Source organism: Gammaproteobacteria bacterium, assembly GCA_035546635.1.
Taxonomy (GTDB): Bacteria; Pseudomonadota; Gammaproteobacteria; order JAURND01; family JAURND01; genus DASZWJ01.
The window spans coordinates 16,641-31,425 of sequence record DASZWJ010000006.1; the positions used below are offsets into that span (position 1 = coordinate 16,641).

Annotated in this window: 13 protein-coding genes; 8 read left to right on the forward strand and 5 right to left on the reverse strand. The window is 45.0% G+C overall.

From position 1 onward, the window contains the following. The first annotated feature begins 80 nt into the window (after positions 1–80). Positions 81–698, forward strand: a complete 618-nt coding sequence (locus VHE99_00795; GenBank protein HVV67566.1) for an NUDIX domain-containing protein — start codon at positions 81–83, stop codon at positions 696–698. Continuing rightward, positions 695–1,432 carry a metallophosphoesterase gene (locus tag VHE99_00800; GenBank protein ID HVV67567.1) on the forward strand — a complete coding sequence of 246 codons (738 nt, stop codon included), beginning with the start codon at positions 695–697 and terminating at the stop codon, positions 1,430–1,432. The genes VHE99_00795 and VHE99_00800 overlap by 4 nt, the downstream gene beginning before the upstream one ends. Before the next feature lie 29 nt (positions 1,433–1,461). On the opposite strand, the gene VHE99_00805 is transcribed toward VHE99_00800, so the two are convergent. The 3 genes from VHE99_00805 to VHE99_00815 all read right to left on the reverse strand — a co-directional run bounded on the left by VHE99_00805 (position 1,462) and on the right by VHE99_00815 (position 4,831). Continuing rightward, positions 1,462–2,574, reverse strand: a complete 1,113-nt coding sequence (locus tag VHE99_00805; GenBank protein HVV67568.1) for an AI-2E family transporter — start codon at positions 2,572–2,574, stop codon at positions 1,462–1,464. Positions 2,575–2,778: 204 nt separating this feature from the next. Beyond that, on the reverse strand, positions 2,779–3,984 hold the full coding sequence (fabV, locus tag VHE99_00810; protein HVV67569.1) for an enoyl-ACP reductase FabV: 1,206 nt from the start codon (positions 3,982–3,984) through the stop codon (positions 2,779–2,781). Between the two features lie 82 nt (positions 3,985–4,066). Further along, complete coding sequence (locus VHE99_00815) at positions 4,067–4,831, reverse strand: glycosyltransferase family 2 protein (GenBank protein HVV67570.1); 765 nt, start codon at positions 4,829–4,831, stop codon at positions 4,067–4,069. A gap of 190 nt (positions 4,832–5,021) precedes the next feature. On the opposite strand from VHE99_00815, the gene waaC reads away from it, so the two are divergent. Then, positions 5,022–6,083 carry a lipopolysaccharide heptosyltransferase I gene (gene waaC, locus VHE99_00820; protein ID HVV67571.1) on the forward strand — a complete coding sequence of 354 codons (1,062 nt, stop codon included), beginning with the start codon at positions 5,022–5,024 and terminating at the stop codon, positions 6,081–6,083. Here the strand turns inward: waaC and acpA are convergent. Continuing rightward, positions 6,046–7,509, reverse strand: coding sequence for an acid phosphatase (gene acpA / locus VHE99_00825; GenBank protein ID HVV67572.1), 1,464 nt, complete (start codon positions 7,507–7,509; stop codon positions 6,046–6,048). The two genes, waaC and acpA, sit on opposite strands and share 38 nt — an antisense overlap. 196 nt (positions 7,510–7,705) lie before the next feature. Between acpA and parE the strand changes: the two genes are divergently transcribed. Both parE and VHE99_00835 read left to right on the forward strand, forming a co-directional pair. Continuing rightward, entirely contained in the window at positions 7,706–9,601 is a 1,896-nt protein-coding gene (gene parE / locus VHE99_00830) for a DNA topoisomerase IV subunit B (protein HVV67573.1), read from the forward strand. A 66-nt stretch (positions 9,602–9,667) separates the two neighbouring features. Beyond that, the gene (locus tag VHE99_00835) at positions 9,668–11,038 is read left to right on the forward strand and encodes an L-serine ammonia-lyase (protein ID HVV67574.1); all 1,371 of its coding nucleotides are present in this window, start codon (positions 9,668–9,670) and stop codon (positions 11,036–11,038) included. Positions 11,039–11,077: 39 nt separating this feature from the next. On the opposite strand, the gene pssA is transcribed toward VHE99_00835, so the two are convergent. Continuing rightward, positions 11,078–11,842, reverse strand: a complete 765-nt coding sequence (pssA, locus tag VHE99_00840) for a CDP-diacylglycerol--serine O-phosphatidyltransferase (GenBank protein ID HVV67575.1) — start codon at positions 11,840–11,842, stop codon at positions 11,078–11,080. 175 nt (positions 11,843–12,017) lie between these two features. Here pssA and VHE99_00845 point away from each other — a divergent pair, with 175 nt between their 5' ends. From VHE99_00845 to VHE99_00855, 3 genes are read left to right on the forward strand one after another with little or no spacing between them, the layout of a single operon-like run. Beyond that, complete coding sequence (locus VHE99_00845; protein HVV67576.1) at positions 12,018–12,767, forward strand: TIGR00730 family Rossman fold protein; 750 nt, start codon at positions 12,018–12,020, stop codon at positions 12,765–12,767. After that, positions 12,764–13,903: a phospholipase D-like domain-containing protein gene (locus VHE99_00850; GenBank protein HVV67577.1), complete on the forward strand. Its 1,140-nt coding sequence runs from the start codon at positions 12,764–12,766 to the stop codon at positions 13,901–13,903. The genes VHE99_00845 and VHE99_00850 overlap by 4 nt, the downstream gene beginning before the upstream one ends. A gap of 8 nt (positions 13,904–13,911) precedes the next feature. Next, positions 13,912–14,676 carry an endonuclease/exonuclease/phosphatase family protein gene (locus tag VHE99_00855; protein HVV67578.1) on the forward strand — a complete coding sequence of 255 codons (765 nt, stop codon included), beginning with the start codon at positions 13,912–13,914 and terminating at the stop codon, positions 14,674–14,676. The last annotated feature ends 109 nt before the right edge of the window (positions 14,677–14,785 follow it).

Consider the following 14,785-nt stretch of genomic DNA (forward strand, 5'->3'; position numbering starts at 1 on the left):
CAATACATACAGTAGCATCACTCGCACCTGGTGCGCATATTACGACAGGAAAGAACCAAGGTAAACCTAAAGAGGCATCTATGAACAAAAATGATGTGAAAATACAGGAAGAATCGCTATTGCATAATGGCTTCATCCAGGTTAAACGTTATACTTTGCAGCATAAATTGTTTGCCGGCGGCTTAAGCGAATTATTTTCACGTGAATTGGTCATACGCCATCATGCCGCCGCCGCCCTACCTTATGATCCCATTTTAGACAAAATTGTTTTGCTGGAGCAATTTCGCGTTGGCGCGTTAGAAGATGATAATCCCTGGTTAATTGAGATTGTCGCCGGATTGCTAGAAGAAGGAGAAACACCCGAAGCGCTAGTGCACCGTGAAATGAAAGAAGAAGCGGGTTTAACCCCACGAAATATCCTACCCATTTTTAACTATTGGGCTAGCCCTGGTGCCTCGAATGAACACGTCTCTTTATTTATCGCCGAAGTTGACGCAAGGGGCGCTGGGGGCATACACGGTCTGCCTCACGAAAATGAAGATATTCGTGTATTGGTAGTTGATACCCAAGAAGCTTTAGAACGCATGCACCGCGGTGAAATTAAGAATGCTATTTGTCTAATGGCTTTATTATGGTTTCAGCTGCACAAAGACGAAGTCAGGGCTAAATGGCTAACACCAGAAAGACTCACGCCATGACCCAGCTCATTCAAATATCTGACTTACATTTATACGCCAATGCCAATAACTGTTTGGATGAAATCAACACGCAAGCTGCTCTTGAAGCAGTACTAGGACATGTCCAGCAACAGCAACCCGAATTGTTGGTGATGAGCGGTGATTTATCCCAAGATGGTTCTTTGTTGTCTTATCAGCGTTTAGCTAAAACTGTCTCGGCAATGCATTGCCCGGTTTATTGGGTTCAAGGCAATCATGATGATATCGACAATGCAAGTATTGGCTTAAAATCCACGAATTTATCTGCTGATCGCACGATTTTAATCAACGGCTGGCAAATTGTCTTATTAGACTCTACCGCACCCGGTCTAGACGATGGTTTTATCGGCAGCGTAGATTTCAAACATTTAAAGCAATGCTTGATCCGCCATCCTAACTTACCCGCCTTAATTGTTATGCATCATCCTCCAGTTGCCGTGGGTTGCTATATGGATGCCGTCAAAGTCATTAATGACCAACAATTTTTAACAAGCCTATATTCTTTCCCACAAGTGCGCCTGGTTTTATTCGGTCATATCCATCAGGAATTTCAGGCCATACATCAAGGCATTCACTTTCTAGGCGCGCCCGCCACCTCAGTACAATTTGTGCCTCAAGTCGAAAAATTCGCCATTGATACTTCTCTCACACCTGGATATCGCTGGATCAATTTACAGCCAGAAGGCAATTTTTCAACCGGCATCATTAGAATTTAGAACCATTAAAAACTTATTTAACAAAATCCTTAGTTTTTTTCTGCTCTAACTCTCAGCGATTTTCTTTTCCTACCAGGCACAGTAGAAGGATTACCCAGCACATAGCCAATCGGTTTTAAAGAGTCTATCTCATCGCAAATCACTTTCAGAATAGCTAAAATCGGCAAAGCAAATATTACACCAATCACACCCAGTAACATTCCACCAATAAACAAACCTAAAATAGCAGCGAAGGGGTTAATACTGACTTGGTTACCAATAATATTTGGCGTGATGAAATTTCCTTCTAAAAATTGCACGAACACAAATATCAATAATACGCCAATGGGGTACCACAAAGAATCCGTTGTTGCTAAAGCAAACAATATGGGCAATGTTGAACCTATCAGAATACCGACATAGGGAATAATCGTCAGCAAGGCTGCCAATACACCAAAAAATACCGCGTGTTTTATTCCCAATAACAATAAGCCAACCGTATTCAAAGTCGCCATGGTGAGAATCACTAGAAACAGACCGAGAATATATTTTCTCACCACGACTTCAACGCGGGCGACAACTGCCGTAACGCGCTTATGATGTTCTTTACGAAACAACTGATATAAAAACGATAATAAAAATGTTCGATAATAGAGGAAGAAAAATAGCGCCAACAGAAAAAGAAAAAACGCCGTAAAAAATCCCGCCGTCGCCGACAAAGTAGAGCTGAAAAAAGTCGAACTGTTTTTTAACAGTGATACCAGAGAACTTTTAATATAGGCAATCTGTTCTTGCGGCTGTATGCCAAATTGATGTGATGTCCATTGTTGTAATTTATCAAACAGGGAAGTGAATGTATTGACCAATGAATCCATATTGGAAGTGATACTGCCAACCTGGGTTGAAAAGAAAAATGATAGTCCGGCAAATAGGATTAAAACTAATAGAATAGATAATACTGTGCTCAGTGAACGGGGGATTTTCAGTCTCTCCAATCGTACACAAAATGGTCTTAGCAATAGGGCAAAAATGCAGGCAGGCAATAATGAATTAAGAATCGGTTTTGAAATGACCAATACGTAGCAAGTGAGTACTGTGCTGGCGAGGATTATGAAATACTTGATGAAATAGGGTATCTGATGGGCTGATGGTATATTTTTCATAGGCTACTCATAGGTCGAATGCTCGTTAGTTTATGGAATTCTCATCTTGTCTAGGATTGTCATCCTGAGCGTAGCGCACTAGTGTCCAGCATCCTCCTTCTCCCACAAGGGGAGAAGGAGGATGCCATCCAAAAAGTGGCTATTTCCCCAGACACTAATGGCGCGCAGCGAAGATGACAATTCTTTCTCGGGATGACAGTTTTCTCAAGCCACTGCCTGCGCCGTAATCGAATCTATCCCCACCTCAGGATCCACATCCGCATCATAATCCACAGTGCTAAAATTAAAACCAAACAAACGATAAAAATCATCGCGATAACCTGCAATATCCGTTAATTGCTCCAAATTTTCCGACGTGACCTTTGGCCATAATTGTGCAATTTCCTTTTGCACTTCCGGCGCCATTTCAAAATTATCCAAACGAATGCGCCCTTCAACATCCAATGGCTGAGATTGTGGCGCATAAAGATAATCATTAAACAGACGATGAATCTGCTCAATACAACCTTCATGTGTGCCATTTTGTTTCATGATTTTAAATAAAAGAGAAATATACAAAGGAACTACCGGTATAGCTGCACTGGCCTGTGTCACCAAAGCTTTATTGACGGATACCACCGCCCTTCCATTACGCGCGCCTAATTTCTGCTGCAGTTTTTGCGCAGTTAATTCCAAATGCTGCTTGGCTTTGCCAATCGCGCCGTCTTTATAAATGGGATGTGTCAATTCTGGTCCAATGTAAGTGTATGCTACAGTAGTCACACCATCCGCCAACAAATTCTCACGACCCAGAAAATCCATCCACATTTCCCAATCTTCACCACCCATAACTTCAATCGTTTCTGCCACTTCTTCAGGCGTTGCCGGTTCCAGTGTAATTTCCTTAACCTCACCGCGAAATGGATCAACCGTTTTACTGGTAAACGGCCGACCTATAGGCTTTAACACAGAAGAAAATACCTGACCGGTATCCGGGTGGGTACGCCTGGGAGATGCCAAACTATGAATCACCAGATCAACCTGCTTTAGATCACGACGAATCAAATCAGCTGTTTGCTGCTTTATTTCATTGGAAAAAGCATCGCCATTAATACTTTTGGCGTAATAATTATTCTGATGCGCAAGTTTTTCAAATGCAGCCGTGTTATACCAACCGGCAGTGGCTGTGCGTTTGGCATCGGCTTCACGCTCATAGAACACGCCAATTGTGTTTGCGCCTGCACCAAAAGTAGCTTGAATGCGGCTAGCCAGTCCATAGCCGGTCGATGCACCTATGACTAAGACATTCTTAGGGCCGCGCAATGCGCCCTGCGATTTAACATAATTACTTTGCTCTTCAACCGCCTTAAAACAGCCGACAGGATGCGCGGTTGTACAGATAAAGCCACGAACTTTAGGGTGTATAATCATGAGATGGATTCTCCGTTTATTCTAGGGTCTGTTGACAATTCTACTATGGCTCGCATAAACCCTAGCGAATTGTCAACAGACCCTATATTTTAGGCTGCTCTAGCCATAATAATTTTAAATAGCGATAATAACTACTTTCGGCACTGGATACTGCCACTATAAACCCGATACGACCATCCAGAAAACCACCCCGCACAAAATAGGCTTTAACAAATGCCCAGATAGCATGTGTCACGGCTTTAGTCAGGGAGGAGCGTTTTCCGTTTTGATAACGTATTTGCGCGCTCAAGGTGGTATAGGTATTCATCCGCTCCTGCAGTTCTTCTATGGTGCGGTAAGAATCATGATACAAATGGTGCTTTAGCTGACCGACGCGATTATCATCGACAACTAGATTTTCATGTACCACCTTTTCACTAAATCGTGCCTGTCCTCGACGAAATAGGCGGATAACTTTATCTCTGCCCACATCACCATGATAAACCCAATAACCTAGGTATTTGGTACGCCGCGGTATAGCAAAGGCATTAACTGATGAATCATTTGCAGAAATAGCTGCCATTATTTCAGTACACAACGCCTCATCAGCCCACTCGTCTGCATCAATTGCCAATACCCACTGACCCTGGGCTTTTTCCAGTGCACGATTTTTCTGCAGCCCAAATCCAGGCCAATCGGTCGTATACACTTTATCGGTATATTCTTGGCAAATCGCAACCGTATTATCCGTACTACCGGAATCTAAGACGATAATTTCGGAAGCAAAACGGACAGATTCAAGGCAACGCCGAATACGTGGTGCTTCATTTTTGGTAATGATAATTACACTTAAGTCGGGCGTGGCCATGAAGTTCCAGGATAGGTGACTAGCCAGCATTATTAGACAGGTTGGTAAAATTGTAAAGTTGTACCTGGAAGCGCGGACAGCTCACAGCAGGTATCGTCTTGGCATCCATGTCGGGATGACTACAAAGAGATTCTCCGCTTTTCAAGCACATGCTAAACTGTAAGTTTGCTTTATTCCCCGAGACTGATTCATGCGTGCGCTATTTATAAAACTCACTTCTATGGGCGACCTAATCCATGCGCTACCCGCCCTTACCGATGCCAGCCGCGCCATACCGGGCTTATCCTTCGATTGGGTGATTGAGAAAAGCTTTGCTGATGTCGCCAAATGGCATCCGGCGGTTAACAAAATCATTCCAACCTCCCACCGTAAATGGCGTAAAAATTTCTGGCAATCGCTTAAAAACAAGGAAATTCAAACATTCTTGAGTAGCGTGCGTGAAGAACGCTATGACCTAGTGATTGATGGGCAATCCTCCTTGAAAAGTGCTGCGGTTACACTCTTAGCCAAAGGCGTGCGTCATGGCCTTGATCGAGTATCTAGCCGAGAACGGCTGGTGTCTTTAGCTTATCAAAAGCGCCATTTTGCCCATAGAAACCTGCATGCGATTACCCGCTTGCGTTTATTATTTGCGGGAGCCTTCAATTACCCCTATCCCAATACCCCCCCAGATTATGGCATCAAGGATTACCCCTTTCCTGCCTTGTCTTTTGAGTTACCCAAACGCTACCTCGTTTTTGTACATAATGCCAGCTGGCCAACCAAAATGTGGCCAGAACAGGCTTGGCGCGAATTAGTGACTATCGCAGGAAATGCAGGTTTTAATGTGTTGCTACCCTGGGGCAATAAAGCGGAAGAAGAACGGGCGATGCATATTTGCCAAGGCTTGGCTAACGCACAAGTATTACCGTTTTGTACACTATCAGAACAGGCGCGAATTCTACTTGGTTCGGCAGGCGCGATCTGTAGCGACACGGGATTGAGTCATTTGGCTGCAGCATTAAATGTGCCAGCTATTACCTTGTACGGACCGACGAGCAAAGACTTAACTGGAACAATTGGCTTACATCAACAACACTTGGTATCCCCTTTTGTCTGCACCTTGTGCTATCGGCATCGCTGTCACTATGGCAATGAGGTACATGCTGAACCGTTATGCATGTTGGAAATTACACCGCAGCTGTTGTGGGATAGGTTTAAGGATTTACTCGCTTCTATTCAACCAAAGCCTCAGTCAAATCCCCCATATTAGCCCGCAACCCTGGCAGCGGCTCCAAACCAAAGCGCCGAGTAATCAGCTTTAAAATAGAAGTCGTATCATATTGCGTATGATCGACGAAACCTTTTTTAACATACGGTGAGATTAAAATCGCCGGAATACGTGTACCCGGTCCAAAACGATCGCCCTTGGGTGGCGGCACATGATCCCAAAAGCCGCCATTTTCATCATAGGTTATGATGATGAGTGTACTATTCCATAGCGGACTTTTCTGAATTTGCGCTACCAGATCGGCAACATGGGCATCTCCTTCCACAATGTTGTCCATTCCAGGATGTTGGCTAAATATGCCATCCGGTTTATAAAATACCACTTGCGGCAGAGTGCCTGCTTTGATTGCAGCCAGCAAATCCTGCAAATCTTTGAGATGTTCGGCACGAGCTTTGGTGCCTGGCGCATAGTTTTTAAAATAATTATACGGTAGGTGATGCGTGGAAAATTTCACCTGATGCGACGCTTTTTCTCTTACCTCTGCGGGTTGGCTATACTCCGCAACTGCCCGGTTGAAATCATTGGTATACCATGCCCAGCTGATGCCTTTCTCAGATAAAGCATCGCCAATGGTTTTAGCCGTCTGCGGTGGCAGCGGATATTGTGAAGGATCTGCAAAACGCGGGTCACCACCCGGGGCGGGCGGTATTTTACTCGGTTGATAAGGCGGTTGGACTGCATCCACCGCATACAAATCTGGCGTGATGGGTCCAGTACGACTAAAGCTCGGCGGACCATCCATCGCGCTACCATGAGAGAAAAATCCTCGCTTTAAAGTCACACCGTCATCTTCAAGCTTAGCAATTAATTTAGCAGGCGCACCTGGAAACTCTGGCGCACAAGCACAGGCTAGCCAAAAATGGTTAAGAAAAGAACCACCAAAAGCTCCCATAAAAAAATGATCCGCCAGCGTATATTGCCGCGCCAACTGCCATAATTTCATGCTGGAGCCATCATAGTAACCCATCACTAAACCACCTGCGTTTGAAGCAGCGGCAAAACGATTGTTTTTGCCATGGTTAATCTGTTCTTGATTGACATAAAATAGATGCGTCAGATCATGACTTGGCATGTTCAACGCTAAATTGTACGGCGGTGCATTCAATTGAAATGGGCGGTTGGGTAATGGTGGTTTGCCACTGAATGCTGGATCAATATCTCCCCTGCTATTCTTCCACACCGGCGGTAGCTGGCTAAATGGCTTGCCATCATTATCCACCTGCTGATATTGCGCGGGCGTTAAACCTTGTACACCCTCTGCACCAGGAAACAAGCCGTAAAGATTATCGAAACTACGATTTTCCAGATAGATAATAACAATATGATTAATTTTATCCAGCGTGTCAGCGTAGATGGTTTGAACAAAGCTGGTAAATGCTAGCAATAGCAAAAAAGATATTCTTAGCAAAGCTCACCTTGAATTTCTTAGGGGTGGGTATGGTAGCTTTTATCCATAAGATAAGCCATTTATTTCATCTCTAAAGAAGCCTCATCCCTACCAGACTGCTGAAAAGCGTATTTTTGGCTTTTGCCTGACAACCGCTAGTAAAAACAATTTTACTAAGCTAAGATTTTAATAATTATTTAATCACTGGTGTGTTTCCATGGCAGATCCAACCTCTCGCAAATATTCCGCTGAGTCTATTGAAGTCCTAAGCGGCCTCGATCCCGTCCGCGTCCGCCCGGGTATGTATACTGATACCCACAATCCCAACCATTTAGCGATGGAAGCCGTGGATAACAGCGTGGACGAAGCCGTCGCTGGTTTTGCTAAACACCTTGATGTCATTTTATACAGCGACGGTTCCCTGGAGGTGATCGATGACGGCCGCGGCATGCCCGTCGACATTCATCCCGAAGAAAAAATTTCCGGTGTGGAATTAATTTTGACGCGGCTACATGCTGGCGCAAAATTTTCCAATAAAGATTATCAGTTTTCCGGCGGCTTGCACGGTGTGGGTATATCTGTAGTCAACGCCCTATCCAAACGACTAGAGGTTAAGGTCAAACGCGATGGCAAAACCCATTTCATGTCATTCAAAGGCGGCGAACCTGATGCACCCTTAAAAGTGACGGGTACTTGTGGAAAATTTGAGACAGGCACCAGCGTCCGCTTCTGGCCAGACGCCAAATATTTTGATTCAGCCAAATTTGCTATTGCCCCTTTAAAATACCTACTACGCGCCAAAGCGGTGCTCTGCCCGGGATTAACTGTGCGCTTCACGCAAGAAGCCAATGGTGAAACTGAAACTTGGTTTTATGAAGATGGATTAAGAGATTACCTGGTAGATGCCTTAAGTGACAGCGTACGCCTGCCGGAAGAACCGTTTTTAGGCCAAGCCGCTGGCAATACCGAAAAAGTAGACTGGGCAGTCACTTGGTTGCCCGAAGATAGCGTGGTGGTCACTGAAAGTTACGTCAATCTCATCCCCACCATACAAGGCGGCACGCACGTGAACGGCTTCCGCACTGGGTTACTTGAAGCATTACGTGAATTCTGTGAAATTCGCAAATTATTGCCGCGCGGCATTAAAATATCCAGCGAAGATATCTGGGATCAATGCAATTATGTATTATCAGTCAAAATACGTGATCCACAGTTTTCCGGGCAAACCAAAGAACGTTTGACGTCAAGACAATGCGCTGCATTCGTGACCGGTGTCGTGAAAGATACTTTCAGTCTATGGCTGAATGAAAATGTGGCCGCAGGTGAGGCTTTGGCTGAGCTTGCTATTCAAAACGCACAGCAACGCAGTCGCGCCAGCAAACAAGTACTACGAAAAAAAGTTACGGCTGGACCTGCCCTTCCTGGCAAATTAGCGGATTGCACCAGCCAAGATTCATCACAGAGTGAACTATTTTTAGTAGAAGGCGACTCGGCTGGCGGCTCTGCCAAACAGGCAAGAGACCGAGAATTTCAGGCAGTTATGCCATTGCGCGGTAAAATTCTTAACTCCTGGGAGGTGGAGTCCTCACAAGTGTTGGCGTCACAAGAAATCCATGATATCGCTGTCGCCATTGGCGTTGACCCAGGCGTCGATGATCTGACCGGCTTACGCTATAATCGTATCTGCATTCTGGCCGATGCTGACTCCGATGGTATGCATATTGCGACACTCCTATGTGCATTGTTTTTCAAACACTTCTACCCTGTCGTCAACGCCGGACACCTGTATGTGGCCATGCCACCTTTGTATCGCATTGATATTGGCAAAGAGGTATTTTACGCGTTGGATAATGAGGAAAAACAGGGTATTTTAGATCGCATTGCCGCGGAGAAAAAGAAAGGTAGCGTGCACATCCAACGCTTTAAAGGTTTAGGAGAAATGAATCCCTCACAACTTCGCGAAACCACCATGTCTCCTGATACCCGCCGCTTGGTACAATTGCAGGTGAGTGACGATCAAACTCAAGACCTGATGGATATGTTATTGGCTAAGAAACGCGCCAGCGACCGGAAGCTATGGTTGGAGCAGAAAGGTAATTTGGCGGAAATTTAAGTTATATCAACCAAATAATCATGAAAAATATTTGAGCACTACTATTTTTTTGGCTAAACTCTCCTCATGTATATCAGCATATTTGAAATCTTTAAAATCGGCATAGGCCCCTCCAGCTCGCACACCGTTGGCCCCATGAAAGCAGCTCGCGAGTTTGTCGAGCAGTTAAAAAGTCAAAATATTCTGCCTCATATTACTGAAATACAAATTGCTTTATACGGCTCGTTAGCCTTAACCGGCCGCGGGCACGGCACTGACAAAGCCCTACTCATGGGATTATGCGGAGAACAACCCGATACCATAGATCCAGATACCATTCCTGAAAAATTGCAGAATATTCGCGACAGTGGCTATCTAAATTTACTTGGCAGTCACCGCATCTCTTTTTTTGAAGCAATCCATTTGCTGTATTATCGACAAGAAGTATTACCTAAGCACACCAATGGTCTTCGTTTTACTGCATTTTCCGGCAAAGATAGTATTGCCTATGCGCAAACTTATTACTCCATAGGCGGCGGTTTTATTGTAACAGAAGCACAGTTCGATCAGGCGGCCGCCCTGCAACCTGTACCTTACCCCTTCTCAACCGCTGAAGAACTGCTATCACTATGCCGTCAACACAACCTCAGCATCAGCCAATTGATGCTGGCCAATGAAGCGGTATTCCGTCCAGAAGCACAAATCCATCAAGCATTGTTAGACATTGCCAATACCATGTCAGCCTGCATCCACAAAGGCTGCTCCACAGAAGGTATTTTACCAGGCGGTTTAGAAGTGCGACGTCGCGCAGCGGCTTTGTATAAAAAACTTCTCGCACGGGGTAAACCTGGCAGCCATCACCCTGATGCGATGAATTGGCTAAATGTTTATGCCATGGCTGTCAATGAAGAAAATGCCGCCGGTGGACGCATAGTCACCGCCCCCACGAACGGCGCCGCCGGCATCGTTCCTGCAGTCTTGCAGTATTATCGAGAATTTTGTCCACAACAAAACGGCGAACAAGGCATCATAGATTTTCTTCTCACCGCCGGCGCCATCGCCATTTTATATAAATTACGCGCCTCTATTTCGGGAGCTGAAGTGGGTTGCCAAGGCGAGGTCGGTGTGGCCTGCTCTATGGCTGCAGGTGCATTGGCAGCTGTATTAAACGGTACGCTTGCGCAAGTAGAGAATGCTGCTGAAATCGGCATGGAACACAATTTAGGTTTACCTTGCGATCCACCCAAAGGTTTAGTACAGATTCCTTGCATCGAACGCAATGCCATGGGCGCAGTGAAAGCCATTAATGCAGCTTTCCTGGCACTCGCTGAGGACGGCCAGCATAAAGTTTCCCTGGATAATGTCATACAGACCATGCAACAGATTGGCAAAGATATGATGACGATTTATAAAGAAACTTCGTTGGGGGGATTGGCAGTGAATGTGCCAGAGTGTTAACCGTTTCTCACCCCTTTGAAAAAAGGGGGTGAGATCCACTTATTCCTCATCTGCTCCTTTTCCAGATTTTTTGCCATACCGGTGGCGCTTAAAACGCCATACCCAAAGCACAGGTCCTGACAGCATGAAGCCCACTGACAAGGCCAACCACACTAGCGGTGGATCAACCGAAATCAACACGAAAAATAACACCAACAGGATAATGACGATAAACGGCACACGGTTCTTGAGGTTAAAATCTTTAAAGCTGTAATAAAGCACATTGCTCACCATCAGCAATGCGGTAATGACGGTAACAATCGCCACCAATATACGCATACCGTGATTGCTTAGATCCAATTCCTGTATGCTCCACACCAAGCTGATAATTACCGCCGCCCCTGCCGGACAGGGTAGACCGCGAAAATAACGTTTATCACTGACGTTGGTTTGCGTATTAAAGCGCGCAAGACGCAAAGCCACACCTGCCGTGAAGAGAAATGCTACTAACCAGCCTGCTTTGCCTAACGTACTAAGCCCCCAGGTATAAGCCATCAACGCTGGCGCCACCCCAAACGATACCATATCCGATAAACTATCCAACTCAGCCCCAAATGCCGTCTGCGTATGTGTCAGACGCGCCACGCGACCATCCAATGTATCCATCACCATAGCAATAAATAAAGCGATGGCGGCATTATCAAAAACACCTTTCATCGCAGCCACAATGGCATAAAAACCCGCAAACAAAGCGGTCAAGGTAAACAAATTAGGCAGCAAATAGATGCCGCGCCCGCGTGGTAAGTCACCATTGTCTATACCCATGTTTAATCCTCTATTTTAGGCTTTGCCTTAATACCTCTGTTAGGGCATGGGTGTCAAGGGAGTTACAGTGCTTAACCTAAAGCCTACGCCACCACAATCACTAAGATTCTTACTCACCCACATTTAGGGTTATAATGCTAAACTGCATTTATCCACAAGGAAGAGATTTAGCCTCATGGCCAAAAGAAGGAGCAAGAAAACCAAGCAAACTGCGAAAAAAGGTTGCCTGCAAAAACCGAATTATCAGTTGCAAGATGAAAAGTTTTTAACCCGAACTGAAAATTTTGGCACCGGCTTGTGGAGTGCGTTGCGGATATTTTATGAATTTATGCGCGGCTTTTATGCCTTCAGGAAAGTAAACAACTGCATTACCCTATTTGGCTCAGCGCGTTTCCCTGAAACCCATCGCTACTATCAAACTGCCCGCACTATGGGTTATATGCTAGCCGAAGCCGGTTTAACCGTCATGACCGGCGGCGGTCCCGGCATTATGGAGGCCGCCAACCGCGGCGCCCAAGAAGCCCATGGTTTTTCCGTCAGCTGCAATATTCATCTTGCAACCCCCGAGGAAGAACTCGCCAATCCTTACGTCGATAAAAGAATCACTTTTAACCATTTTTTTGTGCGCAAAGTCATGCTGACCAAATATTCATCGGGATTTATTGCCCTACCTGGCGGCTTTGGCACACTCGATGAGTTGTTTGAGATGTCAACCTTGATTCAAACGCACAAGATAAAAAACTTTCCCTTAGTATTGATGGGATCAGACTATTGGTCACCCCTAGTCGATTACATACGCAAAACCCTATTAAAAAACGGCACAATCAATCCTGATGATTTAAAACATATTTTCCTCACTGACTCACCAGCTGATGCGTTATACCATATCATCGACACCTTAAAACGGATTACCACCCCCCCATGAAGGACCGTCACATATCAGAAACGGTTTTTTTAACCGGAGAAGCTTACTTCACAGCGCTGCTGACAGATATCGGCTTGGCTAAAACCAGCATCGATTTGGAAACCTATATTTTTGACAATGATGCCTTAGGGCAACGTGTGGCTGATGCTTTAGCTGCAGCTGCAAAAAGGGGAGTGCGTGTCAGGGTTCTCGTCGATGGCGCAGGAAGCATAGGATGGGGTGGGACATTGGCCAATGGGCTGGAAGCCGCCGGTGTTGAAGTACGGATTTTTCATCCTTTCCCATGGCACCTATGGCGATGGCCACGCATGATTACGCATCTGCCACGACTTTTTAAAAGCCTTTATTTCATTTTTCAAATAAATACTAGAAACCACCGTAAAGTCTGTATCATCGATAACAGTACAGTGTTTATCGGTAGTGCCAATATCAGTTTATGCCATTTAAGCGTTGCTGAAGGCGGCAAGAATTGGCGTGACACCGTCGTCAAACTGATTGGTGTTCGTATTGATGATTTACGCGCTGCGTTTTTAGCAGCCTGGCACCACACGGCCATTCAGGATCGGTTCCACAATATATTTCGACGTGTGGATACCCGTGCTATTATCCGCTTAAACAATACACGTCACCGGCGTCGTGTTTTATATAAAGATTTGCTACGACATTTATCTAAATGCAGAAAACGCGTTTGGATCACTAACGCCTATTTTGTGCCAGATAACCGCTTGTTAAAAACATTACTGGATCTAGCAGAGGGAAAAATCGATGTACGCATCCTGTTGCCACAAAAAAGCGATATTTTTATTATGTCCTGGGCATCATCGGCTTTTTATGAACGGCTCCTAGCCGCCGGCGTCCGAATTTTTGAATATTTTCCCGGGATGCTACATGCCAAATCATTGATTCTAGATGATTGGTTTATGGTAGGTTCCAGCAATTTAAATCATCGCAGTCTGTTACATGACCTGGAAGTTGATGTCAATGTCCGCTCACGACAATCTCGGCAAATGCTGATGGAGCAATTTATTGCAGACTTGGCGCATGCAAAAGAAATACAATTAAGCAATTGGTATAAACGCCCTTGGCATCAAAAACTGGTGGGTCGTTTGATATTGTATATAAAGTATTGGATATAACTTTATTTATGTCAGAAAACAATATATTAAAAATACTCACCTACAATATCCACAAAGGATTCAGCACGACCAGTTCGCGTTTCGTACTCCACCCTATTAAAGAAGCCATACACGAAATTAATCCACACATTGTCTTCCTGCAAGAAATACAAGGTGAACATACCAGTCATGAAATCACGGTAAAAACCTGGCCTAAACAATCACAATTTGAATTTTTAGGCGAACAACTCTGGCCTTATTTTGCCTATGGCAAAAATGCGATTTATGAAGTCGGTCATCATGGCAATGCGATTTTAAGTAAATTCCCATTTATCAGTTGGGAGAATATCGATGTCTCCCTACATGAACACGCCAGCCGCAGTGTACTCCATGGAGTATTGGAAATCCCCGGTTTTAACATACCCATTCATGCGATTTGCATCCATTTTGGACTGTTTAAGATAGAACGGGAAAAACAGTTGGATATTCTGTGCAAACGCATTGAAACGCATGTGCCCACTGGGGAACCCCTGATTCTGGCGGGTGATTTTAATGACTGGCAAAGCCATGCCAAACATTTTCTGGAAACGCATTTAAATTTACGCGAAGCATTTAAAGTATTAACGGGTAAATATGCCAGATCATTTCCGGTATGGAGCCCCGCTTTGCAGGTCGACCGTATTTATTTTCGAGGGATAGAGGTGTTAAACTGTCAACGTTTTACCAAACTTCCCTGGCGCAGGCTCTCTGACCATGCACCACTTTATGCGGAATTTGATTTGCAGCGATCGTAACAAAGTCGCCAACCTAAAATTCAAAAAATGCACATCGTCCCGGCATCTTCTCAATTTTAACCTCTCCCCTTGTGGGAGAGTTTAAAATTGGGTTAGTTGCTGGGGAGAT